The sequence below is a fragment of the Streptomyces sp. NPDC088810 genome, from assembly GCF_044750305.1.
In the GTDB taxonomy this organism is placed as follows: domain Bacteria; phylum Actinomycetota; class Actinomycetes; order Streptomycetales; family Streptomycetaceae; genus Streptomyces.
This window is the reverse complement of sequence record NZ_JBIVJQ010000002.1, coordinates 174,162-197,601: the sequence shown is the minus strand read 5'-3', so window position 1 is coordinate 197,601 and position 23,440 is coordinate 174,162. Positions and strand designations below refer to the sequence as shown.

The following is a 23,440-nucleotide window of genomic DNA, read 5'->3' as shown; positions in this document are numbered from 1 at the left end:
TACCGCCTTCTCCACTCAAGGTTGCGCGGCAATTGTGGCAGGTGACACCGGCATCCCGGGGATCAGGGCGCACCCGGCGGGGCGCCGGGCCGGATGCCAGGCGGGGACGACGGTTCCCGACGACCGGAGACCTTCCGTGTGCGGTGCCCTCCCAGGCCTCGGTCCGTCCCGCGCAACCGCATGGCAGAAAAGGTGGGAAAGACGTCATTGCGGCCACGGCCGGGGCCGCGAAGAATCGAGGGCATGGCGCAGCGAACCCTCCTCTTCGTCCTCTTCGACGGTGTCCAGAGCCTCGACGTCACCGGTCCGCTGGAGGTGTTCGCCGGCGCGGAGAAGCACACGCCGGGCACCTACCGGGTCCGTACGGCCTCCCTGGACGGCGGCCCGGTGCGCACCTCCTCCGGCCTGACCCTCGTACCGGACGAGGCGCTCACCGCGGCGGCCCGCCCGCACACCCTGCTGGTCCCCGGCGGCGAGGGCACCCGCGCCCCCGACCCCCGGCTGACCGAGTGGCTGCGCACCCACGGACCGCGCGCCCCACGCCTGGTCTCCGTGTGCACGGGCGCCGTCCTGCTCGCCGCCGCCGGACTCCTCGACGGCCGCCGGGTGACGACCCACTGGGCGTACTGCGGCACGCTCGCCCGCGACCACCCGGCCGTCGAGGTGGACCCGGAGCCCATCTACGTCCGGGACGGGCACGTCGCCACCTCGGCCGGGGTGACCTCCGGCATCGACCTGGCCCTCGCCCTGGTCGAGGAGGACCTGGACCGGGACGTCGCCCTCGCGGTCGCCCGGCATCTGGTGGTCTTTCTGCGCCGGCCCGGCAACCAGGCGCAGTTCAGCGCCCAGCTCGCCGCCCAGACCGCGCAGCGGGCACCGCTGCGCGAGGTCCAGCGCTGGATCACCGAGCACCCGGCCGGCGACCTCACGGTCGAGTCGCTCGCCGCCAGGGCCCGGCTGTCACCGCGGCACTTCGCCCGCGCCTTCCGGGAGGAGACCGGCATGACCCCCGGCCGCTACGTCGACCGGGTCCGCCTGGAACACGCCCGCCGTCTGCTGGAGGACACCCCCGACGGCATCGAGGAGGTCGCCCGCGCCAGCGGCTACGGCACCCCGGAAGCCATGCGCCGCGCCTTCGTCAAGGCGCTCGGCACGGCTCCGGCCGAATACCGGCGCCGGTTCCGGCCGGCACCCGCCCACTGAGAGGAAGCCGATGCAGATCGCCCTGGTCGTCTACGACCGCTTCACCGCCCTGGACGTCGTGGGACCCTACGAGATCCTCAGCCGGCTGCCGGACGCGCGACTCGCCTTCGTCGCCGAGCGGCCCGGCCCCGTACGCACGGACACCGGATTCCTCGCCGTCACCGCCGACAAGGCCCTGGACGAGGTGCCCGCTCCCGACCTCCTGGTGGTCTCGGGCGGGCCCGGCACCATGGCCCAGATGGAGAACCCGGCCCTGCTGGACTGGCTGCGCGCGGCCGACGCGACGAGCACCTGGACGACGTCGGTCTGCTCCGGCTCCCTGCTGCTGGCTGCCGCCGGACTGCTGCGCGGCCGCCGCGCGACCAGCCACTTCACCGCCCTGGACCTGCTGGGGACGTTCGGTGCCGAGCCGACGGGGGAGCGGGTCGTGACCGACGGCAAGTACGTCACCGCCGCCGGGGTCTCCTCCGGCATCGACATGGCGCTCACCCTGACCGGCCGGATCGCGGGCGACGAACACGCCCAGGCCGTCCAGCTGTTGACCGAGTACGATCCGCAGCCGCCCTACGACGCCGGTTCCCCGCACAAGGCGCCCGCGCACCTGGTCGAGGAAGTGCGCACGGGCCGGCGGTTCAGCCTGACGTAGACACGCTCCAGGTGAAGCGCGGCTTCCGGCGCTCCAGGAACGCGGCGACTCCCTCCGCGACGTCCCCGCTGCCGCGTGCCTGCGCGGTCCAGTAGGCGTCGCGGTCGGTGCGGCCGTCGGCGAACTCCTTGGCGGCGGCCTGGGTGAGCTGCGAGCGGGACACCAGGACCCCGGTCAGGTCCGCGACCCGCTTGTCCAGTTCCCCCTCGGGCAGCACCTCGTCCACCAGGCCGGTGCGCAACGCCCGTCCGGCGTCGATCAACTCGCCGGTGAACAGCAGGTACTTGGCCGTGGCCGGGCCGACCAGCGACACCAGCCGGCGGGTCGAGGAGGCCGGGTAGACGACGCCGAGCTTCGCCGGTGTCACTCCGAACAGCGCCCCCTCCTCGGCCAGCCGCAGATCACAGGCCGCCGCGAGCTGCGCCCCGCCGCCCACGCAGTGCCCGCGCACCGCGGCCAGGGTCGGCTTGGGGAACGCGGCCAGGGCCTCCTCGGCCGCGACCGCGAGGGCCGGCGCCTCCTCCGGCGAGCCCTTCAGCGTGGAGATGTCGGCGCCCGCGCAGAAGGTGTTGCCCTCGCCGGTCAGCACCAGCGCCCGTACCCCGTCGTCACGGGCCAGCGCGTCCAGCAGCGGGGGCAGGGCCCGCCACATCGCGGTCGTCATGGCGTTGCGCTTGGCGGGATGGCGGATCACCACGGTGGCGACGGAGTCGGTGACCTGGTGGGACAGCTGGGGCTCCATGCGGGGATCGTATCGTCGGCCTCGTACAACCCGACTAGTTCGCGAACCGGCGCCCGGGGAACAGGAACAGTCCCGACCGCGACCAGGTCATGCGGAGTCGGTCAGAAACCGTTCGATACCCGCCGACTTGTGTTCAGGTATCCGGGCCGGAGCGCCTCGTTACCAACACTCGACGTGTGGTGACAATCGAGCGCGAGGGTGGCGACCGGACGATGGACGACCATGGGCGCGGGGACGGCCCGCGCCCAGCGGGGGGCGGCGCCGAGCGGCCGCCGGATCCCCTGCCGTACGAAGGTGTCTGGCGGTTCACCGCGGCCGCGGTGGACGCCTCGGTCCCGCAGGCCCGGCACGCGGTGCGGGACCTGCTGCTGCGCCAGGGTGTACCGGTCTCCGACGACCTGGTGCACGGCCTGCTGCTGATCGTCTCCGAGCTGGTCACCAACGCGGTCCGGCACGCGGCGCTGCTGTCGCCGGTGCTCGCCGTGGAGGTGGCCGTCGGAGCCGAGTGGGTGCGGGTGTCCGTGGAGGACAACCACCCCTACCGCCCCACCGCCCTGGAGGCCGACCACGGCCAGACCGGCGGCCGGGGACTGCTGCTGGTGCGCGAGGTGGCCCGGGAGGCGGGCGGGGTGGTCGACGTGGAGCACACCGCGAGCGGCGGCAAGGTGATCTGGGCCGCCCTGCCGCTCAAACCCGCCGCACTCCCCTAGGCCCGGGGCCCGGCGCCTACCAGCCCGCGGACGGGCCCGTCAGCTCCCTGATCGCCGGACGGGCCGCATCCAGCACGGTCATGAACCAGGCCGAGAACGGGTCCCCGGCATGCCGCTCGGCCAGCTCGGCCGCCGTCACGAAGGCGGTCTCGGCGACCTCCTCCGGGTCCGGTCCGAGCGGCGCCTGCACCAGGCCGACGAACAGGTGGTTGAACTCCTGCTCCACCAGGCCCGAGACGGGGTCCGGGTGGTTGTAGCGGACCGTGCCGGCCTCCGCGAGCAGCGACGGCGACACGCCCAGCTCCTCGTACGTGCGCCGGGCCGCCGCCGCGAACGGCGCCTCGCCCGGGTACGGGTGGCCGCAGCACGTGTTGGACCACACACCGGGGGAGTGGTACTTGCCGAGCGCCCGCTGCTGGAGGAGCAGCCGGCCCTGCTCGTCGAAGAGGAACACCGAGAACGCCCGGTGCAGCTGCCCGGGCGGCTGATGGGCGGCGAGCTTCTCCGCCGTACCGGTCGTCACACCCTTCTCGTCGACCAGTTCCAGCAAAATCGCCTCTGCGGTGCCTTTCGACGAGCTGTGCGTCGCGGTGGCAGGTGTGATCGGCATACCCATCCTTCGCCTCGGTCTTCGCACCTCAAGTCTGCCGTACGAATCCGGCACTCCCGGCACGCCCAGGGGTCCGCGCGCGGCGCGGCACAGGGAGCCGGACCCGGTGATCATCGTGCCCGGCGTCCGCCGCGCGGAACCGCCCGGGGATGCGCCGAACGGGAGTGCGCACGGTCAGTGGCACAGCCGCGCTTCGTGCTCCGCGTGACCGCCCGGCTCCAGCTGGAAGGTGCAGTGCTCCACGTCGAAGTGGTGGCCGATGCAGCCCTGCAGCTCGTGCAGCATCTTCTCGTGCCCGATGGCGTTCAGCGCCTCGGAGCTGACCACCACGTGCGCCGACAGCACCGGCATGCCCGAGGTGATCGTCCAGGCGTGCAGGTCGTGGACGTCCTCCACGCCGTCCAGCGCCAGGATGTGCGCCCGGACCTCAGCCATGTCGACGCCCTTGGGGGCCGCCTCCAGCAGCACGTCCAGCGTCTCGCGCAGCAGCTTCAGCGTCCGCGGCACGATCATCAGCCCGATGACCAGCGAGGCCACCGGGTCCGCCGCCCGCCAGCCGGTGGTCAGCAGCACGGCCGCCGAGATCAGCACCGCCACCGAGCCCAGCGCGTCCGCGGCCACCTCGAGGAAGGCGCCGCGCACGTTCAGGCTCTCCTTCTGGCCGCGCATCAGCAGGACCAGCGAGACGGAGTTCGCGACCAGGCCGACGAGACCGAACACGACCATCAGGCCGCCCCGGGTCGCCGCGGGTTCCACGAACCGCTGCACCGCCTCGTACAGGACGTATCCGCCGACCCCGAGCAGCAGCAGGCAGTTGGCCAGGGCCGCGAGGATCTCGGCGCGGGCGTAGCCGAAGGTGCGGTTGGTGCTCGCCGGGCGGTTCGCGAAGTGCACGGCGACCAGCGCCATGCCGAGGCCCACCGCGTCGGTCGCCATGTGGGCCGCGTCCGCGATCAGGGCGAGCGAGTCCGCGACCAGGCCGCCGGCGATCTCGACCACCATGACCGTGAGCGTGATGCCGAGCGCGATCCGCAGCCGGCCCCGGTACGCGGCCGTGGCCGTACCCGGGGCCGGCGCGTGGGAGTGCGCGTGCCCGTGGTCGTGCCCTGCCCCCATGACTACCGCCTTCCGTGTGCCTGCACAGAGGCCAGTGAACTACGGGGCGGGGGTATCGGGCAACGCGGCACTGAACACCGTTGTCATGTGCCGTGACCTGCGGAAACGTTCCGCAGGTCAGCGCGGTCCCGGCTCACCGGCCGTGGTGCAGCCGCCAGCCCGCCCACGCCGACTCGACCATCTCCCGCACCCCGCGCCGGGCCCGCCAGCCCAGCACCTCGGCGGCCCGCTCGGCCGAGGCCACCGCGCGCGGCGCGTCGCCGGGACGGCGGCCCTCCACCACGGGTGCCCGGCGGTCCCCGCTGACCTCCCCGACGACCGTGATCAGCTCGCGCACCGAGACGCCCTCGCCGCGGCCGATGTTCAGCGTCAGATCGCCGGCCAGGTCCCCGCCGGCCAGCCGTCGCGCCGCCGCCAGGTGGGCGTCCGCGAGGTCGGCGACGTGGATGTAGTCCCGCACGCAGGTGCCGTCCGGCGTCGGATAGTCGTCGCCGAAGATGCGCGGGGCCTCGTCGCGGGTGAGCCGGTCGAAGACCATCGGCACGATGTTGGACACGCCCGTGTCCGCGAGCTCCGGCGCCGCCGCGCCCGCCACGTTGAAATAGCGCAGGCAGACCGTGGAGATCCCGTGCGCCCGGCCCGCCGCCCGCACCAGCCACTCCCCGGCCAGCTTGGTCTCGCCGTACGGGTTCACCGGGGCGCACGGGGTGTCCTCGGTGATCAGGTCCACGTCCGGGTTGCCGTACACGGCCGCCGACGAGGAGAACAGCAGCCGGCCGATGCCCGCCTCGGCGACCGCGTCCAGCAGCGTGGCCAGACCGCCCACGTTCTCCCGGTAGTAGCGGGTGGGCTGCGCCACCGACTCCGCGACCTGCTTGCGCGCCGCGAGATGGACCACGCCCGTCACGCCGTACTCCGCGAAGACCCGCTTCAGCAGGTCCCCGTCCAGCGTCGAGCCCCGGACCAGCGGCACCTCGGCCGGCAGCCGCGCGGGCACGGCCGCCGACAGGTCGTCCAGCGCCACGACGCTCTCCCCGGCGCCCGCCATGGCCCGTGCCACATGCGCCCCGATGTATCCGGCTCCGCCGGTGATCAGCCACGTCATGGTCGTCCACCCTATGCCGAGGCGCCCGGTGTCCCGGTTGCCCGGGTCTGCCCCACCGGTTTGTGGGCCGGGCCCCCGATCCCCGATGATGATCGCGGCAAAGGCCGGGGCAGCCCCCGTGGGCCGGGCCGTGAACGGCCGGTGAACACGGGCTCCGGCCCATCCGATAGCCTCTGCCGACATGCCGCCCGGGTGCCGCAGGCAGGGGCGCCCCACCACGCAGACGACCGGCGCCCGCGCGCCGGCACCAGGGAGTGAGTTCGGTTGTCGACCGCCATCGTCACCGGTCAGCCGGTCCCCGGATCGTCCCTGGAGCACGATCTGCGGTCCCTCGGCTTCGAGGTGCGAGTGGCGGCCGACGCCGCCGAGACGGAGTCCCTGCTCGCCGCCGTACCGGCCGACCGGCGCGTGGCCCTGGTCGACGCCCGCTTCGTCGGCCACCCGCACGCGCTGCGCCTCGGCCTGACCGACCCGCGCTTCCCGCTCGCCGCCGTGCCCGGCGCCGTCACCGCCCAGCCCGCCGCCCGGCAGGCGCTCGCCCGGGCCGTGGCCCGCGAGACCCCCGCCGACGGCGGGACCACCGGGGCCGCCGCGCTCGCCGTGGACAGCCTCGCCGACCGCGTCGCCACCGTGCTGGACGCCGACGGCGGCGCGGTGCACCGGCCCGAGCTGGGCAGCCTGGTCGCCACGGTGCCGGCCGACCCGCAGGCCCGCAACGAGGCCCGGCAGGCCGTGGCCGCCGTCGACGACGAGGCCGTCCGCCTGAAGTCGGCCGTGAAGTCCCGCGACGGCTTCTTCACCACGTTCTTCATCAGCCCGTACTCGCGCTACCTCGCCCGCTGGTGCGCCCGCCGCGGCCTGACCCCCAACCAGGTCACCACGGCCTCGCTGCTCACCGCGCTGATAGCGGCGGGCTGCGCGGCGACCGGCACCCGCGGCGGCTTCGTCGCGGCCGGTGTGCTGCTGATCGCCTCCTTCGTCCTCGACTGCACCGACGGCCAGCTCGCCCGGTACGCGCTGAAGTACTCCACCCTCGGCGCCTGGCTCGACGCCACCTTCGACCGGGCCAAGGAGTACGCCTACTACGCCGGCCTCGCGCTCGGCGCGGCCCGCGGCGGCGACGACGTGTGGGCCCTCGCCCTCGGCGCGATGATCCTGCAGACCTGCCGGCACGTGGTCGACTTCTCCTTCAACGAGGCCAACCACGACGCCACCGCCAACACCAGCCCCACCGCCGCCCTCTCCGACAAGCTCGACAGCGTCGGCTGGACGGTCTGGCTGCGCCGCATGATCGTGCTGCCGATCGGCGAGCGCTGGGCGATGATCGCGGTCCTCACCGCGGCCACCACCCCGCGGATCACCTTCTACGTCCTGCTCGTCGGCTGCGCCTTCGCCGCGGCGTACACGACCGCGGGCCGGGTGCTGCGCTCCCTGACCCGCAAGGCGCGGCGGACCGACCGGGCGGCACAGGCCCTCGCCGACCTCGCCGACTCGGGACCGCTCGCCGGGGCCGTGCGGCGCGTGGCCGGCAAGGGGCTGCCCGGGCTCGCCGTACCCGCCGTCGCCCTGCTCGGCGGCGCCGCCGTCGCGGCCACCTCGGCCCTCACGGACTTCGGCGGCCTGCTGCCGGTCGCCGGCGCCGTCGTGTACGTCCTCACCTCGGCCCTCGCCGTCGCCCGCCCCCTCAAGGGCGCCCTCGACTGGCTGGTCCCGCCCTTCTTCCGGGCCGCCGAGTACGGCACGGTGCTCGCCCTGGCCGGCAAAGCCGGGGTGAACGGGGCCCTCCCTGCGGCTTTCGGCCTGGTGGCGGCCGTCGCCTACCATCACTACGACACGGTGTACCGCATCCGCGGCAACGCCGGAGCGCCCCCGGCCCGGCTGGTGCGCGCCATCGGGGGACACGAGGGGCGGACCCTGCTCGTCACCGTCCTCGCCGCGGTGCTCACCGCTGCGCAGTTCAAGGCCGCGCTCACGGTCCTCGCCGTGGCCGTCGCCCTGGTGGTGCTCGTCGAGAGCATCCGCTTCTGGGTGTCCGCTGGGGCGCCCGCCGTACACGACGAAGGAGAAACCGCATGATCGGCCTCGTGCTCGCGGCCGGCGCCGGCCGGCGTCTGCGCCCCTACACCGACAGCCTGCCGAAGGCGCTGGTGCCGGTGGGGCCCGCGGGCATAGAGGACTCGATCACGGTGCTGGACCTGACGCTCGGCAACTTCGCCGAGATCGGGCTGACCGAGGTCGCGATCATCGTCGGCTACCGCAAGGAAGCCGTCTACGAGCGCAAGGCGGCCCTGGAGGCCAAGTACGGCCTCAAGCTCACCCTCATCGACAACGACAAGGCCGAGGAGTGGAACAACGCCTACTCCCTGTGGTGCGGCCGTGACGCCCTCAAGGACGGCGTGATCCTCGCCAACGGCGACACCGTGCACCCGGTCTCGGTCGAGAAGACGCTGCTCGCCGCGCGGGGCGAGGGCCGTCGCATCATCCTGGCCCTGGACACCGTCAAGAACCTCGCCGACGAGGAGATGAAGGTCGTCGTCGACCCCGACAAGGGCATGACGAAGATCACCAAGCTGATGGACCCGGCCGAGGCCACCGGCGAGTACATCGGCGTCACCCTGATCGAGGGCGACGCCGCGCCGGAACTGGCCGACGCGCTGAAGACGGTCTGGGAGACCGACCCGCAGCAGTTCTACGAGCACGGCTACCAGGAGCTCGTCAACCGGGGCTTCCGCATCGACGTGGCGCCGATCGGCGACGTCAAGTGGGTCGAGATCGACAACCACGACGATCTCGCCCGCGGACGGGAGATCGCGTGCCAGTACTGACCCGGCTCATTCCCTCGCCGGTCGTCGTGGACATCCGCCCGGGTGCCCTGGACGACCTGGCCTCGGTCCTCGCCGACGAACGCGTCTCGCAGTCCGGCAAGCTCGCCATCGCCGTCAGCGGCGGCTCCGGCGCCCGGCTGCGCGAACGGATCGCCCCCTCGCTGCCCGGCGCCAGCTGGTACGAGGTCGGCGGCGGCACGATCGACGACGCGGTGCGGCTGGCGAGCGACATAAAGGCCGGCCGCTACGACGCGGTCGTCGGCCTGGGCGGCGGGAAGATCATCGACTGCGCCAAGTTCGCGGCGGCCCGCGTCGGCCTGCCGCTGGTCGCGGTCGCCACCAACCTCGCCCACGACGGCCTGTGCTCCCCGGTCGCGACCCTCGACAACGACGCGGGCCGCGGCTCGTACGGCGTGCCCAACCCGATCGCGGTCATCATCGACCTCGACGTGATCCGCGAGGCACCCGTCCGGTTCGTCCGCTCCGGCATCGGCGACGCCATCTCCAACATCTCCGCGGTCGCGGACTGGGAGCTGGCGAGCCGCGTCAACGGCGAGAAGATCGACGGTCTGGCCGCCGCCATGGCCCGCCAGGCCGGCGAGGCGGTGCTCCGGCACCCCGGCGGAGTCGGCGACGACGGCTTCCTCCAGGTGCTCGCCGAGGCGCTGGTCCTCACCGGCATCGCCATGTCCGTGTCGGGCGACTCCCGCCCGTCCTCCGGCGCCTGCCACGAGATCAACCACGCCTTCGACCTGCTCTACCCCAAGCGCGCCGCCGCCCACGGCGAGCAGTGCGGCCTCGGCGCCGCCTTCGCGATGTACCTGCGCGGCGCCCACGAGGAGTCGGCGTACATGGCCGAGGTGCTGCGCCGGCACGGGCTTCCGGTGCTGCCGGAGGAGATCGGTTTCACGCTGGACGAGTTCGTCCGCGCGGTGGAGTTCGCCCCCGAGACCCGGCCCGGCCGCTACACGATCCTCGAACACCTCGACCTCAAGACGAACCAGATCAAGGACATCTACGCCGACTATGTCAAGGCCATCGGTAGCTGAACTCCGTCCGGTCGTCCACCCCGCGGGGGTGAAGGACCGGCGCAGCGGTGAGCACTGGGCGGGACGCCTCTACATGCGCGAGGTGTCCCTGCGCGTCGACCGCTACCTGGTGAACACCAGGGTCACGCCCAACCAGCTCACGTACCTGATGACCGTCTGCGGGGTGCTCGCGGCCCCGGCCCTGCTGGTGCCGGGGATCGCGGGCGCCGTGCTCGGCGTGGTCGCCACCCAGCTGTACCTGCTGCTGGACTGCGTCGACGGCGAGATCGCCCGCTGGAAGAAGCAGTACTCGCTCGGCGGGGTCTACCTGGACCGCGTCGGCGCCTACCTCACCGACGCGGCCGTGCTGGTCGGTCTCGGCCTGCGCGCCGCCGACCTGTGGGGCAGCGGCCGGATCGACTGGCTGTGGGCCTTCCTCGGCACCCTCGCCGCGCTCGGCGCCATCCTGATCAAGGCCGAGACCGACCTGGTCGGCGTCGCCCGCCACCAGACCGGCAAGCCCCCGGTGCAGGAGGCCGCCTCCGAGCTGCGCTCCTCCGGCATGGCGCTGGCCCGCCGGGCCGCCGCGGCGCTGAAGTTCCACCGGCTGATCCTCGGCATCGAGGCCTCGCTGCTCATCCTGGTCCTCGCGATCGTGGACCAGGCCCGCGGCGACCTGTTCTTCACCCGCCTCGGTACGGCCGTCCTCGCGGGCATCGCCCTGCTGCAGACGCTGCTGCACCTGGTGTCCATCCTCGCCTCCAGCAGGCTGAAGTGAGCGCGCCCGTGAAGGTCGGCGCCGTCATCATCACCATGGGCAACCGGCCCGAGGAGCTGCGGGCCCTGCTGGACTCCGTCGCCAAGCAGGACGGCGACCCGGTCGAGGTGGTCGTCGTCGGCAACGGCTCGCCCGTCCCGGACGTCCCCGAGGGCGTACGGACGGTCGAGCTGCCCGAGAACCTGGGCATCCCCGGCGGGCGCAACGTCGGCATAGAGGCCTTCGGGCCCAGCGGCCGCAACGTCGACATACTGCTCTTCCTCGACGACGACGGCCTGCTCGCCCGGCACGACACCGCCGAGCTGTGCCGCGAGGCCTTCGCGGCCGACCCGGAGCTGGGCATCATCAGCTTCCGCATCGCCGACCCCGACACCGGCGAGACCCAGCGCCGGCACGTGCCGAGGCTGCGCGCCTCCGACCCGATGCGCTCCTCCCGGGTCACCACCTTCCTCGGCGGCGCCAACGCCGTCCGCACCCGCGTCTTCGCCGAGGTCGGCGCGCTCCCGGACGAGTTCTTCTACGCGCACGAGGAGACCGACCTGGCCTGGCGGGCCCTCGACGCCGGCTGGATGATCGACTACCGGTCCGACATGGTGCTGTACCACCCCACGACCGCGCCCTCGCGGCACGCGGTCTACCACCGCATGGTCGCCCGCAACCGCGTCTGGCTCGCCCGCCGCAACCTCCCCGCCCTCCTGGTGCCGGTCTACCTGGGCGTCTGGCTGCTGCTCACCCTGCTCCGCCGCCCCTCGGGGCCGGCCCTGAAGGCATGGTTCGGCGGTTTCCGGGAAGGCTGGACCACGCCCTGCGGCCCGCGCCGCCCGATGCGCTGGCGTACGGTGTGGCGACTCACCCGACTGGGCCGTCCCCCGGTCATCTGACAAGCTCGTCCCTGTGCGCCGGTGCGCCCGCGCACGGCAGGACGCACGCGTACGCGAACCCGAAGACGAAAGTTTCCACACCTGTGAGTGAGACCACGCACGACGGCACGGTCGCGGTGACCGCGGCCCCGTCGCCCGACGAGGGACTGACGGCGGCCGAGCTCGCCGCCAAGTACGGGCTCTCCGTGAGCGGCGCCCGGCCCTCGCTCGTGGAGTACGTCCGTCAGCTCTGGGGACGCCGCCACTTCATCCTCGCCTTCTCCCAGGCGAAGCTGACCGCGCAGTACAGCCAGGCCAAGCTCGGCCAGCTCTGGCAGGTGGCCACGCCGCTGCTGAACGCGGCCGTGTACTTCTTCATCTTCGGGCTGATCCTGCACGCCAGCCGCGGCATGTCCCGGGACGTGTACATCCCGTTCCTGGTGACCGGCGTGTTCGTGTTCACCTTCACCCAGAGCTCGGTGATGTCCGGCGTCCGTGCGATCTCCGGCAACCTCGGCCTGGTGCGCGCCCTGCACTTCCCGCGCGCCTCGCTGCCCGTCTCCTTCTCGCTGCAGCAGCTCCAGCAGCTGCTGTTCTCCATGATCGTGCTGTTCGTCGTGGCGATCGGCTTCGGCAGCTACCCGGGCCCGTCCTGGCTGCTGATCGTGCCGGTGCTGGTGCTGCAGTTCCTGTTCAACACCGGCCTCGCGCTGATCGTGGCCCGCATGGGCGCCAAGACGCCGGACCTCGCGCAGCTGATGCCGTTCCTGCTGCGGACCTGGATGTACGCGTCCGGCGTGATGTTCTCCATCCCGGTCATGCTGCAGGACAAGCCGCACTGGATCGCGACGGCCCTGCAGTGGAACCCGGCCGCCATCTACATGGACCTGATGCGCTTCGCGCTGATCGACGGCTACGGTGCCGAGAACCTGCCCGACCATGTCTGGGCCGCGGCCGGCGGCTGGGCCGTGCTCTTCGCCGTGGGCGGTTTCGTGTACTTCTGGAAGGCGGAGGAGAGGTACGGCCGTGGCTGAGCAGAACGTCGGGCAGAACGCCGAGAGCACCGAGAACGCGGGGGAGCGCCGGCCCACCGTCATCGCGGACGACCTGCACATCGTCTACCGGGTCAACGGCGCCAAGACCGGCAAGGGCAGCGCGACGGCGGCCCTGAGCCGGATCCTCCGGCGGGGCTCCGACGACACGGCGCGCGGGGTGCGCAAGGTGCACGCCGTGCGCGGGGTGTCCTTCGTCGCCTACCGCGGCGAGGCCATCGGCCTGATCGGCTCCAACGGCTCCGGCAAGTCCACCCTGCTGCGCGCCATCGCCGGCCTGCTGCCCGCGGAGAAGGGCAAGGTCTACACCGACGGCCAGCCCTCCCTGCTGGGCGTCAACGCGGCCCTGATGAACGACCTCACGGGTGAGCGGAACATCATCCTGGGCGGTCTCGCCATGGGCATGTCCCGGGAGCAGATCAAGGAGCGCTACCAGGACATCGTCGACTTCTCGGGCATCAACGAGAAGGGCGACTTCATCACCCTGCCGATGCGCACGTACTCCTCCGGCATGGCGGCGCGCCTGCGCTTCTCCATCGCCGCCGCCAAGGACCACGACGTCCTCATGATCGACGAGGCGCTGGCCACCGGCGACCGCAAGTTCCAGAAGCGCTCGGAGGAACGCATCCGGGAACTGCGCAAGGAGGCCGGAACGGTCTTCCTGGTCAGCCACAACAACAAGTCCATCCGCGACACCTGCAACCGTGTGCTGTGGCTGGAACGCGGCGAACTGCGCATGGACGGACCCACCGACGAGGTCCTGAAGGAGTACGAGAAGTTCACGGGCAAGTGACGCGTTTCGGCCAGGGCCCCGCCGGAATTCCTCCGGCGGGGCCCTGCGTCTGCAAAGGAAGCGTCAACTCGGCCTGGGGTAAGGAATCTTGGAGCCAATCGGTGTGTTGTTGTGATGTGCAGGACACCCCGACGGCCCGTGCAGCGTTGTACAACGTAAGCTGTACCGGTGCCGGAAACCGGCAAGTGGGGCGATAATGCGCGACACCCTGCGACGGGACACCCCCGCGCAGGGCGGGGCGGCGTGTCCGAAATAGTGTGTATTGGGTCGGCAGTGTAGAACGGGAGATGTGACGGCAATGGCTACGGAGACTCCCCTGCTCAGCGCAGCGTGTGCCGTCCCCGCCGCGGGCAGCGCCCGGTGACGGCCACCGGCACGGCGCCCGACCTGGAACGCGCCACGCTGGACAAGGCCGCGGGTGAGAACTTCCCCGTGGCCCCCTTCTTCCTGCCCCGGGCCTGGCGCGAGGACCTCATGGCCGTCTACGGCTTCGCCCGTCTCGTGGACGACATCGGCGACGGCGACCTCGCCCCCGGCGGCGCCGACGCCCGGCTGCTCGGCGTGTCGCCCGCCGCGGCCGCGGACCGGCTCGTCCTCCTCGACGCCTTCGAGTCCGACCTGCGCCGCGTCTTCGGCGGCACCCCGCGCCACCCGCTGCTGCGCCGCCTGCAGCCCACCGTCCGCCGCCGCGCCCTCACCCCCGAGCCGTTCCTCGGGCTGATCGCCGCCAACCGCCAGGACCAGCTCGTCACCCGGTACGAGACCTACGACGACCTCCTCGCCTACTGCGAACTGTCCGCCAACCCCGTCGGCCGCCTCGTCCTCGCCGTCACCGGCACCGCCACCCCCGAGCGGATCCGGCTGTCCGACGCGATCTGCACGGCGCTGCAGATCGTGGAACACCTCCAGGACGTCGCCGAGGACCTCGGCCGCGACCGGATCTACCTCCCCGCCGAGGACATGAAGCGCTTCCACGTCCAGGAAGCGGACCTGGCCGCGAAAACCGCGGGCGCATCGGTGCGCGCCCTGGTTGCATACGAAGCGCAACGCGCTCGCGATCTGCTGAATGAAGGCGCCCCCCTGGTGGGTAGCGTCCACGGAAGGCTGAAGCTGCTGCTCGCGGGGTTCGTGGCGGGAGGAAGGGCGGCGATCCGGGCGATCGCCGCCGCCGAATACGACGTACTTCCCGGCCCGCCCAGACCCGGCAAGGTCCAGTTGCTGCGTGAGGCGGGCGTGATCCTGCGAGGAGAGGGGTGATCAGGACCGTGGAGTCCCCGCCGCACGTGTCCGCGCCGGTACTCGCCGCCTACAGCTACTGCGAGGCCGTGACCGGGCAGCAGGCCCGCAACTTCGCGTACGGCATCCGGCTGCTGCCGACGGCCAAGCGCCGCGCCATGTCGGCGCTGTACGCGTTCTCCCGGCGCGTGGACGACATCGGCGACGGCGACCTGGCCGGCGAGGTCAAGCTGGCGCGCCTGGAGGACACCCGGGCGCTGCTCGCCCGGATCCGCGAGGGCGGGGTCGAGGAGGACGACACCGACCCGGTGGCCGTCGCCCTCAGCCACGCCGCGGACGCTTTCCCGATCCCGCTCGGCGGCCTCGACGAGCTGATCGACGGCGTCCAGATGGACGTGCGCGGGGAAACCTACGAGACCTGGGACGACCTGAAGGTGTACTGCCGGTGTGTCGCCGGTGCCATCGGCCGCCTCTCGCTCGGCGTGTTCGGCACCGAACCGGGAGCCCGCGGCGCCGAGCGCGCGTCCGAGTACGCCGACACGCTGGGCCTCGCCCTGCAGCTCACCAACATCCTGCGCGACGTCCGCGAGGACGCGGCGGGCGGCCGTACCTACCTGCCCGCCGACGACCTCGCCAAGTTCGGCTGCTCGGCCGGGTTCCACGGTCCGACCCCGCCGGAGGGCTCCGACTTCGCCGGTCTGGTCCACTTCGAAGTGCGACGCGCCCGGGCCCTGTTCGCCGAGGGCTACCGGCTGCTGCCCATGCTCGACCGGCGCAGCGGCGCCTGCGTGGCCGCGATGGCCGGCATCTACCGCCGGCTGCTGGACCGCATCGAGCGCGACCCGGAGGCCGTGCTGCGCGGCCGGGTCTCGCTGCCCGGCCACGAGAAGGCCTACGTCGCCGTGCGCGGCCTGTCCGGGCTCGACACCCGGCATGTGACCCGCCATGTCTCCCGGCGCTCCGTCCGGAGGCGCGCCTGATGCAGCGCACCGCACCAGAGCCGGCCGGACCGGACGGCATGCGACAGGCAACCCTTTCCTGCGGCGTGGCGTCCCTGACTGCGACGGCCGGGCGTGCACCGTTCAACCAGCACACTCGCGCCCGAAAGGGGCGCGGGGAACTGCGCGATCGGCCACGACCGGCCCGCAGGCGACCGACGGCCCCTCCCGGCCCGGCCCGCGGAGCGCTGGCGCTCGCACGGAAGGACGCACGATGAGCGACGGCTCACCCCCCGGACAGGACCGGGGCGGCACCGCGCGCACGGCAGGCCGCAGCGCGGTCGTGGTCGGCGGCGGCCTCGCCGGGATCACCACTGCCCTCGCCCTCGCCGACGCGGGCGTCCGGGTCACCCTGCTCGAAGGCAGGCCCCGGCTGGGCGGCCTCGCCTTCTCCTTCCAGCGCGGCGAGCTGACCGTCGACAACGGCCAGCACGTGTACCTGCGCTGCTGCACCGCCTACCGCTGGTTCCTCGACCGGATCGAGGGCACGGCGCTGGCACCGTTGCAGGACCGCCTGGACGTGCCCGTCGTCGACGTCGCCAAGCCCGAGGGGCGGCGGCTCGGCAGGCTGCGGCGCGACCCGCTGCCCGTCCCCCTCCACCTGGGGCGCAGCCTGGCCGCCTATCCGCACCTCTCGCTCGCCGAGCGCGCGGCCGTCGGGCGTGCCGCGCTGGCGCTGAAGGGGCTCGACCTCGCCGATCCGGCCCTGGACACCCGGGACTTCGGCAGCTGGCTGGCCGCCCACGGCCAGTCGGCGCGCGCCGTCGAGGCCCTGTGGGACCTGGTCGGCGTCGCCACCCTCAACGCGGTCGCGGGCGACGCCTCGCTGGGGCTCGCCGCGATGGTGTTCAAGACCGGTCTGCTGTCCGACCCGGGCGCGGCCGACATCGGCTGGGCCCGCGTCCCGCTGGGCGAACTGCACGACCGGCTGGCCCGCAAGGCGCTCGACTCCGCGGGCGTGCGTACCGAGGTCCGTACACGCGTCACCTCCGTCTCTGTCAACGAGAACGGGACGTGGAGCGTTCAGGTTCCCGGCGATAATCTCGAAACCGACGCGGTCGTCCTCGCCGTACCCCAGCGCGAAGCCCACGACCTGCTGCCGCCCGGTGCCCTCGACGCGCCCGAGCGGCTGCTGGGGATCGGCACCGCGCCGATCCTCAACGTCCATGTGGTCTACGACCGCCCGGTGCTCGCGCGGCCCTTCTTCGCCGCCCTCGGCACCCCCGTGCAGTGGGTGTTCGACCGCACCCACGCCTCCGGGCTGCGCACGGGACAGTACCTCGCGCTGTCGCAGTCGGCCGCGCAGGACGAGATCGACACCCCGGTCGCCGAGCTGCGCGAGCGCTACCTGCCCGAGCTGGAAAGACTCATTCCGGGCACGCGCGCGGCCGTCGTCGAGGACTTCTTCGTGACCCGGGAGCGCACGGCGACGTTCGCCCCCACCCCCGGCGTCGGGCGGCTGCGGCCCGGCGCCCGCACCAAGGCCCCCGGCCTGTACCTGGCCGGAGCGTGGACCGCCACCGGGTGGCCCGCGACCATGGAGAGTGCGGTCCGCAGCGGAGTGAGCGCGGCCGACGCCGCCCTCAGCGCCCTGGGCCGGCCCCGCCCCCGTCACCTCTTCGCATTCGAGGAGGCGGCCTGATGACCGATCAGCAGGCGGCACGCCCCCGCACCCCCGGCACCGCAACAAGAGGAGAGACTGTGCCCACTGTGCCCCCGGCCTCGACGCCCGCTCCACGGGCCGCGGTGGACGTCGCCGCGCTGCTGGAGCGCGGCCGGACCCTGGCCACACCGGTGCTGCGCGCGGCCGTCGACCGCCTGGCGCCTCCCATGGACACCGTCGCCGCCTACCACTTCGGCTGGATCGACGCCGCCGGCAACCCCGCCGACGGCGACGGCGGCAAGGCCGTCCGCCCCGCGCTCGCCGTGCTCTCCGCCGAGGTCACCGGCGCCGCACCCGAGGTGGGCGTCCCGGGCGCGGTCGCCGTCGAACTCGTGCACAACTTCTCGCTGCTGCACGACGACCTGATGGACGGCGACGAGCAGCGCCGGCACCGCGACACCGTCTGGAAGGTGCACGGTCCCGCCCAGGCCATCCTGGTCGGCGACGCCCTGTTCGCCCTCGCCGGCGAGGTCCTGCTGGAACTCGGCACCGTCGAGGCCGGCCGCGCCACCCGCCGCCTGACCACCGCCACCCGCGCCCTGATCGACGGTCAGGCCCAGGACATCTCCTACGAGCACCGCGACCGGGTCAGCGTCGAGGAGTGCCTGGAGATGGAGGGCAACAAGACCGGCGCCCTGCTCGCCTGCGCCTCCTCCATCGGCGCGGTCCTCGGCGGCGCGGACGACGCCACCGCCGACGCGCTGGAACGGTACGGCTACCACCTCGGGCTCGCCTTCCAGGCCGTGGACGACCTGCTCGGCATCTGGGGCGACCCGGAGGCCACCGGCAAGCAGACCTGGAGCGACCTGCGCCAGCGCAAGAAGTCCCTGCCGGTGGTGGCCGCGCTCGCGGCCGGCGGCCCCGCCTCCGAGCAGCTCGGCGAGATCCTCGCCGCCGACGCCAAGAGCAGCGGCTTCGAGAACTTCTCCGAGGAGGAGTTCGCGGCCCGCGCCGCGCTCATCGAGGAGGCCGGCGGCCGCGTGTGGACGGCCGAGGAAGCGCGCCGTCAGCACACCATCGCCATCGAAGCCCTCGACGCCGTCGACATGCCCGACCGGGTGCGGGACTCCTTCACGGCGCTCGCGGACTTCGTCGTCGTACGAAAGAGATGATCAGTATTGGCTGGATAAGCCTCGCGTAGTCGCCGGCCGGTGCCGAAGGGTTCAGGACACCGGCCGACGGCGGACCCACAGCAGCACGACTCGCACGACTGCACGAAGGGGAAGCCATGACAGCGACGACCGACGGAAGCACCGGGGCGACCTTGCCGTCCCGAGCTGCCGCGGCCAGCGACACCACCCTCACCACCCCCGAGACGGCCGGGGTACAAGAAGCCGCCGCCCGCGCCGCCCGCCGCGCCACCGACTTCCTGCTCGCCACGCAGGACGCCCAGGGCTGGTGGAAGGGCGACCTGGAGACCAACGTCACCATGGACGCCGAGGACCTGCTGCTCCGTCAGTTCCTGGGCATCCTCGAGGAGGAGACCGCGCAGGCCGCTGCGAAGTTCATCCGCGGCGAGCAGCGCGAGGACGGCACCTGGGCCACCTTCTACGGCGGGCCCGGCGAACTGTCCACCACCGTCGAGGCGTACGTCGCCCTGCGCCTGGCCGGCGACGCGCCCGACGCCCCGCACATGGCGAAGGCCTCCGCCTGGATCCGCGAGCGCGGGGGCATCGCGGCCGCCCGGGTCTTCACCCGGATCTGGCTCGCCCTGTTCGGCTGGTGGAAGTGGGAGGACCTGCCCGAACTCCCCCCGGAGCTGATTTACTTCCCCACCTGGTTCCCGCTCAACATCTACAACTTCGGGTGCTGGGCACGGCAGACCATCGTGCCGCTCACCATCGTCTCCGCCAAGCGCCCGGTCCGCCCGGCCCCCTTCGCCCTGGACGAACTGCACACCGACCCGGCCAACCCGAACCCGCCGCAGCCGCTCGCCCCCGTGGCCGGCTGGGACGGTGTCTTCCAGCGGCTCGACAAGGTGGTCCGCGGCTACCGCAAGGTCGCCGTGCGCAGACTCCGCAGGGCCGCGATGAACTCGGCGGCCCGCTGGATCATCGAACGCCAGGAGAACGACGGCTGCTGGGGCGGCATCCAGCCCCCGGCCGTGTACTCGGTCATCGCCCTGCACCTGCTCGGCTACGACCTGCAGCACCCGGTGCTGCGCGAGGGCCTCGCCTCGCTGGACCGTTTCGCCGTCTGGCGCGAGGACGGCGCCCGGATGATCGAGGCCTGCCAGTCCCCGGTCTGGGACACCTGCCTGGCCACCATCGCCCTGGTCGACGCCGGGCTCCCCGTCGACCATCCGCAACTGGTCAAGGCGGCCGACTGGATGCTCGGCGAGGAGATCGTCCGGCCCGGCGACTGGGCCGTACGGCGCCCGCAGCTCCCGCCGGGCGGCTGGGCGTTCGAGTTCCACAACGACAACTACCCCGACATCGACGACACCGCCGAGGTCGCGCTCGCGCTGCGCCGGGTCCGCCACCACGACCCGGAGCGCGTGGACAAGGCCATCGGGCGGGCGGTGCGCTGGAACCTCGGCATGCAGTCGAAGAACGGCGCCTGGGGCGCCTTCGACGTCGACAACACCAGCCCGTTCCCCAACCGGCTGCCGTTCTGCGACTTCGGCGAGGTCATCGACCCGCCGTCCGCGGACGTCACCGCGCACGTCGTGGAGATGCTCGCCGCCGAGGGCCTGGCGCACGACCCGCGCACCCGGCGCGGCATCGACTGGCTGCTCGCCGAACAGGAGCCGGACGGTTCGTGGTTCGGCCGCTGGGGCGTCAACTACATCTACGGCACCGGGTCCGTGGTGCCCGCCCTGACGGCAGCCGGTCTGCCCGGCTCGCATCCGGCGATCCGGCGGGCCGTGGCCTGGCTGGAGAGCGTCCAGAACGACGACGGCGGCTGGGGCGAGGACCTGCGCTCCTACAAGTACGCCAAGGAGTGGAGCGGCCGGGGCGCGTCCACCGCCTCGCAGACCGCGTGGGCGCTGATGGCGCTGCTCGCGGCGGGGGAGAAGGAGTCCAAGGCCGTCGAGCGCGGCGTCCAGTGGCTGGCCGAGACCCAGCGGGAGGACGGCACCTGGGACGAGCCGTACTTCACCGGCACCGGCTTCCCCTGGGACTTCTCCATCAACTACCACCTGTACCGGCAGGTGTTCCCGCTCACCGCGCTCGGCCGGTACCTGCACGGCGACCCCTTCGAGCGCAACCTGCTCGCCAGGAAGCCCGTGTCCGGGACCAAGGTGAGCTGAGGTGAGCCACCAGCCCGCCCCGGCCCCGCTGCTGATCGCCTGCGCGCTCGGCATCGAGCACCTCGCCCTGCGCACCGGCGACCACGGCGGTGCCGGCGGGCCGGTGACCTTCGTCCGCACGGGCATGGGGCCCCGTGCGGCGGAACGCTCCGTCACCCGGCACCTGGCCGGCCCGGCGGCGGCCGACACGGCCGTCCTGGCCACCGGCTTCTGTGCCGGGCTCGCCCCCGGCATGCACCCCGGCGACCTGGTCGTCGCCGAGGAGACCCGGGACCCGCGCGGGACCGTCCCGTGCGTGGGCACCGAACTGCTGGTCGAGGAACTCGTGCGCCTGCTGCCCGGACGCACGGTCCACACCGGCCCGCTCACCGGCTCCGACCACGTCGTCCGGGGACCCGAGCGGTCCGATCTGCTCGCCACCGGCGCGATCGCGGTCGACATGGAGTCGGCGGCCACGATGCTGGCCGCCGTCCGCACGGGCGAACGCCCGGTCGCGGCCGTCCGGGTGGTCGTGGACGCTCCCGAACACGAACTCGTCCGGATCGGCACCGTGCGCGGCGGAATATCCGCCTTCCGCGTTCTCCGTTCCATCCTTCCTGCATTTTTCGAATGGCACCGTTCTTTGCTGCTCCCCCGGAGGTGAGCCAGATGGCCATGCCGTTGCGCCAGTCCATCAAGGTCGCTACGTACCTGGCTGAACAGAAGCTCCGCAGGCGGGACAAGTTTCCGCTCATTGTCGAGCTGGAACCGCTGTTCGCCTGCAATCTGAAGTGCGAGGGCTGCGGCAAGATCCAGCACCCGGCCGGTGTGCTCAAGCAGCGCATGCCGGTCGCCCAGGCGGTGGGCGCGGTGCTGGAGTCCGGTGCGCCGATGGTCTCCATCGCCGGCGGCGAGCCGCTGATGCACCCTCAGATCGACGAGATCGTCCGGCAGTTGGTGGCGAAGCGGAAATACGTCTTCCTGTGCACCAACGCGATGCTGCTGCGCAAGAAGATGGACAAGTTCACGCCCTCGCCCTACTTCGCCTTCGCCGTGCACATCGACGGACTGCGTGAGCGGCACGACGAGTCCGTTGCGAAGGAAGGCGTGTTCGACGAGGCGGTGGAGGCCATCAAGGAGGCCAAGCGGCGCGGCTTCCGGGTCACCACCAACTCCACCTTCTTCAACACCGACACCCCGCAGACCATCATCGAGGTGCTCAACTTCCTCAACGACGACCTCAAGGTCGACGAGATGATGATCTCGCCCGCCTACGCCTACGAGAAGGCCCCCGACCAGGAGCACTTCCTCGGCGTCGAGCAGACCCGCGAGCTGTTCAAGAAGGCCTTCGCGGGCGGCAACCGCAAGAAGTGGCGGCTCAACCACTCCCCGCTCTTCCTGGACTTCCTGGAAGGCAAGGTCGACTTCCCGTGCACCGCGTGGGCGATCCCGAACTACTCGCTCTTCGGCTGGCAGCGCCCCTGCTACCTGATGAGCGACGGGTACGTGCCGACGTACCGCGAACTCATCGAGGAGACCGACTGGGACAAGTACGGCCGCGGCAAGGACCCGCGCTGCGCCAACTGCATGGCGCACTGCGGCTACGAGCCCACCGCCGTCCTCGCCACCATGGGCTCCCTGAAGGAGTCGCTGCGGGCGATGCGCGAGACCGTCTCCGGAAACCGGGAGTGACGCGATGACCGCCGTCCCCTTGGGCGTTCCCGAGGTGCCGGCCCGTCCGGTCGCGCCGCGGCGCCCGTCGCGGCGGATCCAGGTCGGGCCGGTGGCGGTCGGGGGCGGCGCCCCGGTGTCGGTGCAGTCGATGACGACGACCCGCACGTCCGACATCGGCGCCACCTTGCGGCAGATCGCCGAACTCACCGCGTCAGGCTGTCAGATCGTCCGGGTCGCCTGCCCCACGCAGGACGACGCGGACGCCCTCGCTGCCATCGCCCGCACGTCGCAGATCCCGGTGATCGCGGACATCCACTTCCAGCCGAAGTACGTGTTCGCGGCCATCGAGGCCGGCTGCGCCGCGGTCCGGGTGAACCCCGGCAACATCAAGAAGTTCGACGACCAGGTGAAGGAGATCGCGCGGGCCGCCAGGGACCACGGCACGCCGGTCCGGATCGGCGTCAACGCCGGCTCCCTGGACCGGCGGCTGCTCCGGAAGTACGGCAGGGCCACCCCGGAGGCGCTGGTCGAGTCCGCCCTGTGGGAGGCGTCGCTGTTCGAGGAGCACGACTTCCGGGACCTCAAGATCTCGGTCAAGCACAACGACCCGGTCGTGATGATCGAGGCCTACCGGCAGCTCGCCGAGAGCTGCGACTACCCCCTGCACCTGGGGGTCACGGAGGCCGGTCCCGCCTTCCAGGGCACGATCAAGTCGGCCGTCGCCTTCGGCGCCCTGCTCTCGCGCGGCATCGGGGACACGATCCGGGTGTCCCTGAGCGCACCGCCCGCCGAGGAGGTCAAGGTCGGCATCCAGATCCTGGAGGCCCTGGGGCTCAGGCAGCGGCGGCTGGAGATCGTCTCCTGTCCGTCCTGCGGCCGGGCCCAGGTGGACGTGTACAAGCTCGCCGAGGAGGTCACCGCGGGCCTGGACGGCATGGAAGTGCCGCTCAGGGTCGCGGTGATGGGATGCGTGGTCAACGGTCCGGGGGAGGCCCGGGAGGCCGACCTCGGGGTTGCCTCGGGCAACGGCAAGGGGCAGATCTTCGTCAAGGGCGAGGTCGTCAGGACCGTTCCCGAGTCGAAGATCGTGGAGACCCTCATCGAGGAGGCCATGAAGCTCGCCGAGCGGACGAGCCCCGCAGACCAAGTGAGTTGAGGCAAGGCACGGA

23 protein-coding genes are annotated in these 23,440 nt (G+C 72.4%); 19 read left to right on the top strand and 4 right to left on the bottom strand.

The window, feature by feature from the left end; genetic code table 11:
- Positions 1 to 243: 243 nt before the first annotated feature.
- Positions 244 to 1,203, top strand: coding sequence for a GlxA family transcriptional regulator (locus ACIP4Y_RS07570; protein ID WP_358638524.1), 960 nt, complete (start codon positions 244 to 246; stop codon positions 1,201 to 1,203).
- Positions 1,204 to 1,213: 10 nt separating this feature from the next.
- Positions 1,214 to 1,849, top strand: coding sequence for a DJ-1/PfpI family protein (locus tag ACIP4Y_RS07565; RefSeq protein WP_401389086.1), 636 nt, complete (start codon positions 1,214 to 1,216; stop codon positions 1,847 to 1,849).
- Here the strand turns inward: ACIP4Y_RS07565 and ACIP4Y_RS07560 are convergent.
- Positions 1,836 to 2,591, bottom strand: a complete 756-nt coding sequence (locus ACIP4Y_RS07560; protein ID WP_401389083.1) for an enoyl-CoA hydratase/isomerase family protein — start codon at positions 2,589 to 2,591, stop codon at positions 1,836 to 1,838. The two genes, ACIP4Y_RS07565 and ACIP4Y_RS07560, sit on opposite strands and share 14 nt — an antisense overlap.
- Positions 2,592 to 2,803: 212 nt before the next feature.
- On the opposite strand from ACIP4Y_RS07560, the gene ACIP4Y_RS07555 reads away from it, so the two are divergent.
- Entirely contained in the window at positions 2,804 to 3,301 is a 498-nt protein-coding gene (locus tag ACIP4Y_RS07555; RefSeq protein WP_358638739.1) for an ATP-binding protein, read from the top strand.
- 16 nt (positions 3,302 to 3,317) lie between these two features.
- Here ACIP4Y_RS07555 and idi read toward each other — a convergent pair whose 3' ends face one another.
- From idi to galE, 3 genes are all read right to left on the bottom strand, one after another.
- Positions 3,318 to 3,911 carry an isopentenyl-diphosphate Delta-isomerase gene (idi, locus tag ACIP4Y_RS07550; protein ID WP_358638530.1) on the bottom strand — a complete coding sequence of 198 codons (594 nt, stop codon included), beginning with the start codon at positions 3,909 to 3,911 and terminating at the stop codon, positions 3,318 to 3,320.
- Between the two features lie 174 nt (positions 3,912 to 4,085).
- Positions 4,086 to 5,027, bottom strand: a complete 942-nt coding sequence (locus tag ACIP4Y_RS07545; protein ID WP_401389079.1) for a cation diffusion facilitator family transporter — start codon at positions 5,025 to 5,027, stop codon at positions 4,086 to 4,088.
- A gap of 133 nt (positions 5,028 to 5,160) precedes the next feature.
- On the bottom strand, positions 5,161 to 6,132 hold the full coding sequence (gene galE / locus ACIP4Y_RS07540) for a UDP-glucose 4-epimerase GalE (RefSeq protein WP_401389076.1): 972 nt from the start codon (positions 6,130 to 6,132) through the stop codon (positions 5,161 to 5,163).
- A gap of 264 nt (positions 6,133 to 6,396) precedes the next feature.
- Here galE and ACIP4Y_RS07535 point away from each other — a divergent pair, with 264 nt between their 5' ends.
- The 16 genes from ACIP4Y_RS07535 to ispG all read left to right on the top strand — a co-directional run bounded on the left by ACIP4Y_RS07535 (position 6,397) and on the right by ispG (position 23,427).
- Complete coding sequence (locus tag ACIP4Y_RS07535) at positions 6,397 to 8,208, top strand: DUF5941 domain-containing protein (RefSeq protein ID WP_401389073.1); 1,812 nt, start codon at positions 6,397 to 6,399, stop codon at positions 8,206 to 8,208.
- On the top strand, positions 8,205 to 8,957 hold the full coding sequence (locus ACIP4Y_RS07530; RefSeq protein WP_358638537.1) for a phosphocholine cytidylyltransferase family protein: 753 nt from the start codon (positions 8,205 to 8,207) through the stop codon (positions 8,955 to 8,957). Before ACIP4Y_RS07535 ends, ACIP4Y_RS07530 begins: the two co-directional genes overlap by 4 nt.
- A complete protein-coding gene (locus ACIP4Y_RS07525) occupies positions 8,945 to 10,006 on the top strand; it encodes an iron-containing alcohol dehydrogenase family protein (RefSeq protein WP_401389070.1) in 1,062 nt (353 codons plus the stop codon). The genes ACIP4Y_RS07530 and ACIP4Y_RS07525 overlap by 13 nt, the downstream gene beginning before the upstream one ends.
- A complete protein-coding gene (locus ACIP4Y_RS07520; protein ID WP_358638540.1) occupies positions 9,984 to 10,763 on the top strand; it encodes a CDP-alcohol phosphatidyltransferase family protein in 780 nt (259 codons plus the stop codon). The genes ACIP4Y_RS07525 and ACIP4Y_RS07520 overlap by 23 nt, the downstream gene beginning before the upstream one ends.
- Before the next feature lie 8 nt (positions 10,764 to 10,771).
- Positions 10,772 to 11,644, top strand: a complete 873-nt coding sequence (locus ACIP4Y_RS07515; RefSeq protein WP_401390613.1) for a glycosyltransferase family 2 protein — start codon at positions 10,772 to 10,774, stop codon at positions 11,642 to 11,644.
- 83 nt (positions 11,645 to 11,727) lie between these two features.
- Positions 11,728 to 12,657, top strand: coding sequence for an ABC transporter permease (locus tag ACIP4Y_RS07510; RefSeq protein WP_401389066.1), 930 nt, complete (start codon positions 11,728 to 11,730; stop codon positions 12,655 to 12,657).
- A complete protein-coding gene (locus tag ACIP4Y_RS07505; RefSeq protein WP_401389063.1) occupies positions 12,650 to 13,468 on the top strand; it encodes an ABC transporter ATP-binding protein in 819 nt (272 codons plus the stop codon). The genes ACIP4Y_RS07510 and ACIP4Y_RS07505 overlap by 8 nt, the downstream gene beginning before the upstream one ends.
- A gap of 360 nt (positions 13,469 to 13,828) precedes the next feature.
- Complete coding sequence (gene hpnC / locus ACIP4Y_RS07500) at positions 13,829 to 14,725, top strand: squalene synthase HpnC (protein ID WP_401389060.1); 897 nt, start codon at positions 13,829 to 13,831, stop codon at positions 14,723 to 14,725.
- Complete coding sequence (hpnD, locus tag ACIP4Y_RS07495) at positions 14,722 to 15,684, top strand: presqualene diphosphate synthase HpnD (protein WP_401389057.1); 963 nt, start codon at positions 14,722 to 14,724, stop codon at positions 15,682 to 15,684. The genes hpnC and hpnD overlap by 4 nt, the downstream gene beginning before the upstream one ends.
- Positions 15,684 to 15,920: a DUF6380 family protein gene (locus ACIP4Y_RS07490; RefSeq protein ID WP_401389054.1), complete on the top strand. Its 237-nt coding sequence runs from the start codon at positions 15,684 to 15,686 to the stop codon at positions 15,918 to 15,920. Before hpnD ends, ACIP4Y_RS07490 begins: the two co-directional genes overlap by 1 nt.
- Entirely contained in the window at positions 15,917 to 17,344 is a 1,428-nt protein-coding gene (gene hpnE / locus ACIP4Y_RS07485) for a hydroxysqualene dehydroxylase HpnE (RefSeq protein WP_401389051.1), read from the top strand. Before ACIP4Y_RS07490 ends, hpnE begins: the two co-directional genes overlap by 4 nt.
- Positions 17,344 to 18,477, top strand: coding sequence for a polyprenyl synthetase family protein (locus ACIP4Y_RS07480; RefSeq protein WP_401389048.1), 1,134 nt, complete (start codon positions 17,344 to 17,346; stop codon positions 18,475 to 18,477). Before hpnE ends, ACIP4Y_RS07480 begins: the two co-directional genes overlap by 1 nt.
- Before the next feature lie 116 nt (positions 18,478 to 18,593).
- Complete coding sequence (gene shc, locus ACIP4Y_RS07475) at positions 18,594 to 20,618, top strand: squalene--hopene cyclase (RefSeq protein WP_401389045.1); 2,025 nt, start codon at positions 18,594 to 18,596, stop codon at positions 20,616 to 20,618.
- Between the two features lies 1 nt (position 20,619).
- Entirely contained in the window at positions 20,620 to 21,261 is a 642-nt protein-coding gene (locus tag ACIP4Y_RS07470) for a 1-hydroxy-2-methyl-2-butenyl 4-diphosphate reductase (protein WP_401389042.1), read from the top strand.
- A gap of 5 nt (positions 21,262 to 21,266) precedes the next feature.
- Positions 21,267 to 22,289, top strand: coding sequence for an adenosyl-hopene transferase HpnH (gene hpnH, locus ACIP4Y_RS07465; protein WP_358638557.1), 1,023 nt, complete (start codon positions 21,267 to 21,269; stop codon positions 22,287 to 22,289).
- Between the two features lie 4 nt (positions 22,290 to 22,293).
- Positions 22,294 to 23,427 carry a flavodoxin-dependent (E)-4-hydroxy-3-methylbut-2-enyl-diphosphate synthase gene (gene ispG, locus ACIP4Y_RS07460; RefSeq protein WP_401389039.1) on the top strand — a complete coding sequence of 378 codons (1,134 nt, stop codon included), beginning with the start codon at positions 22,294 to 22,296 and terminating at the stop codon, positions 23,425 to 23,427.
- Positions 23,428 to 23,440 lie beyond the last annotated feature (13 nt).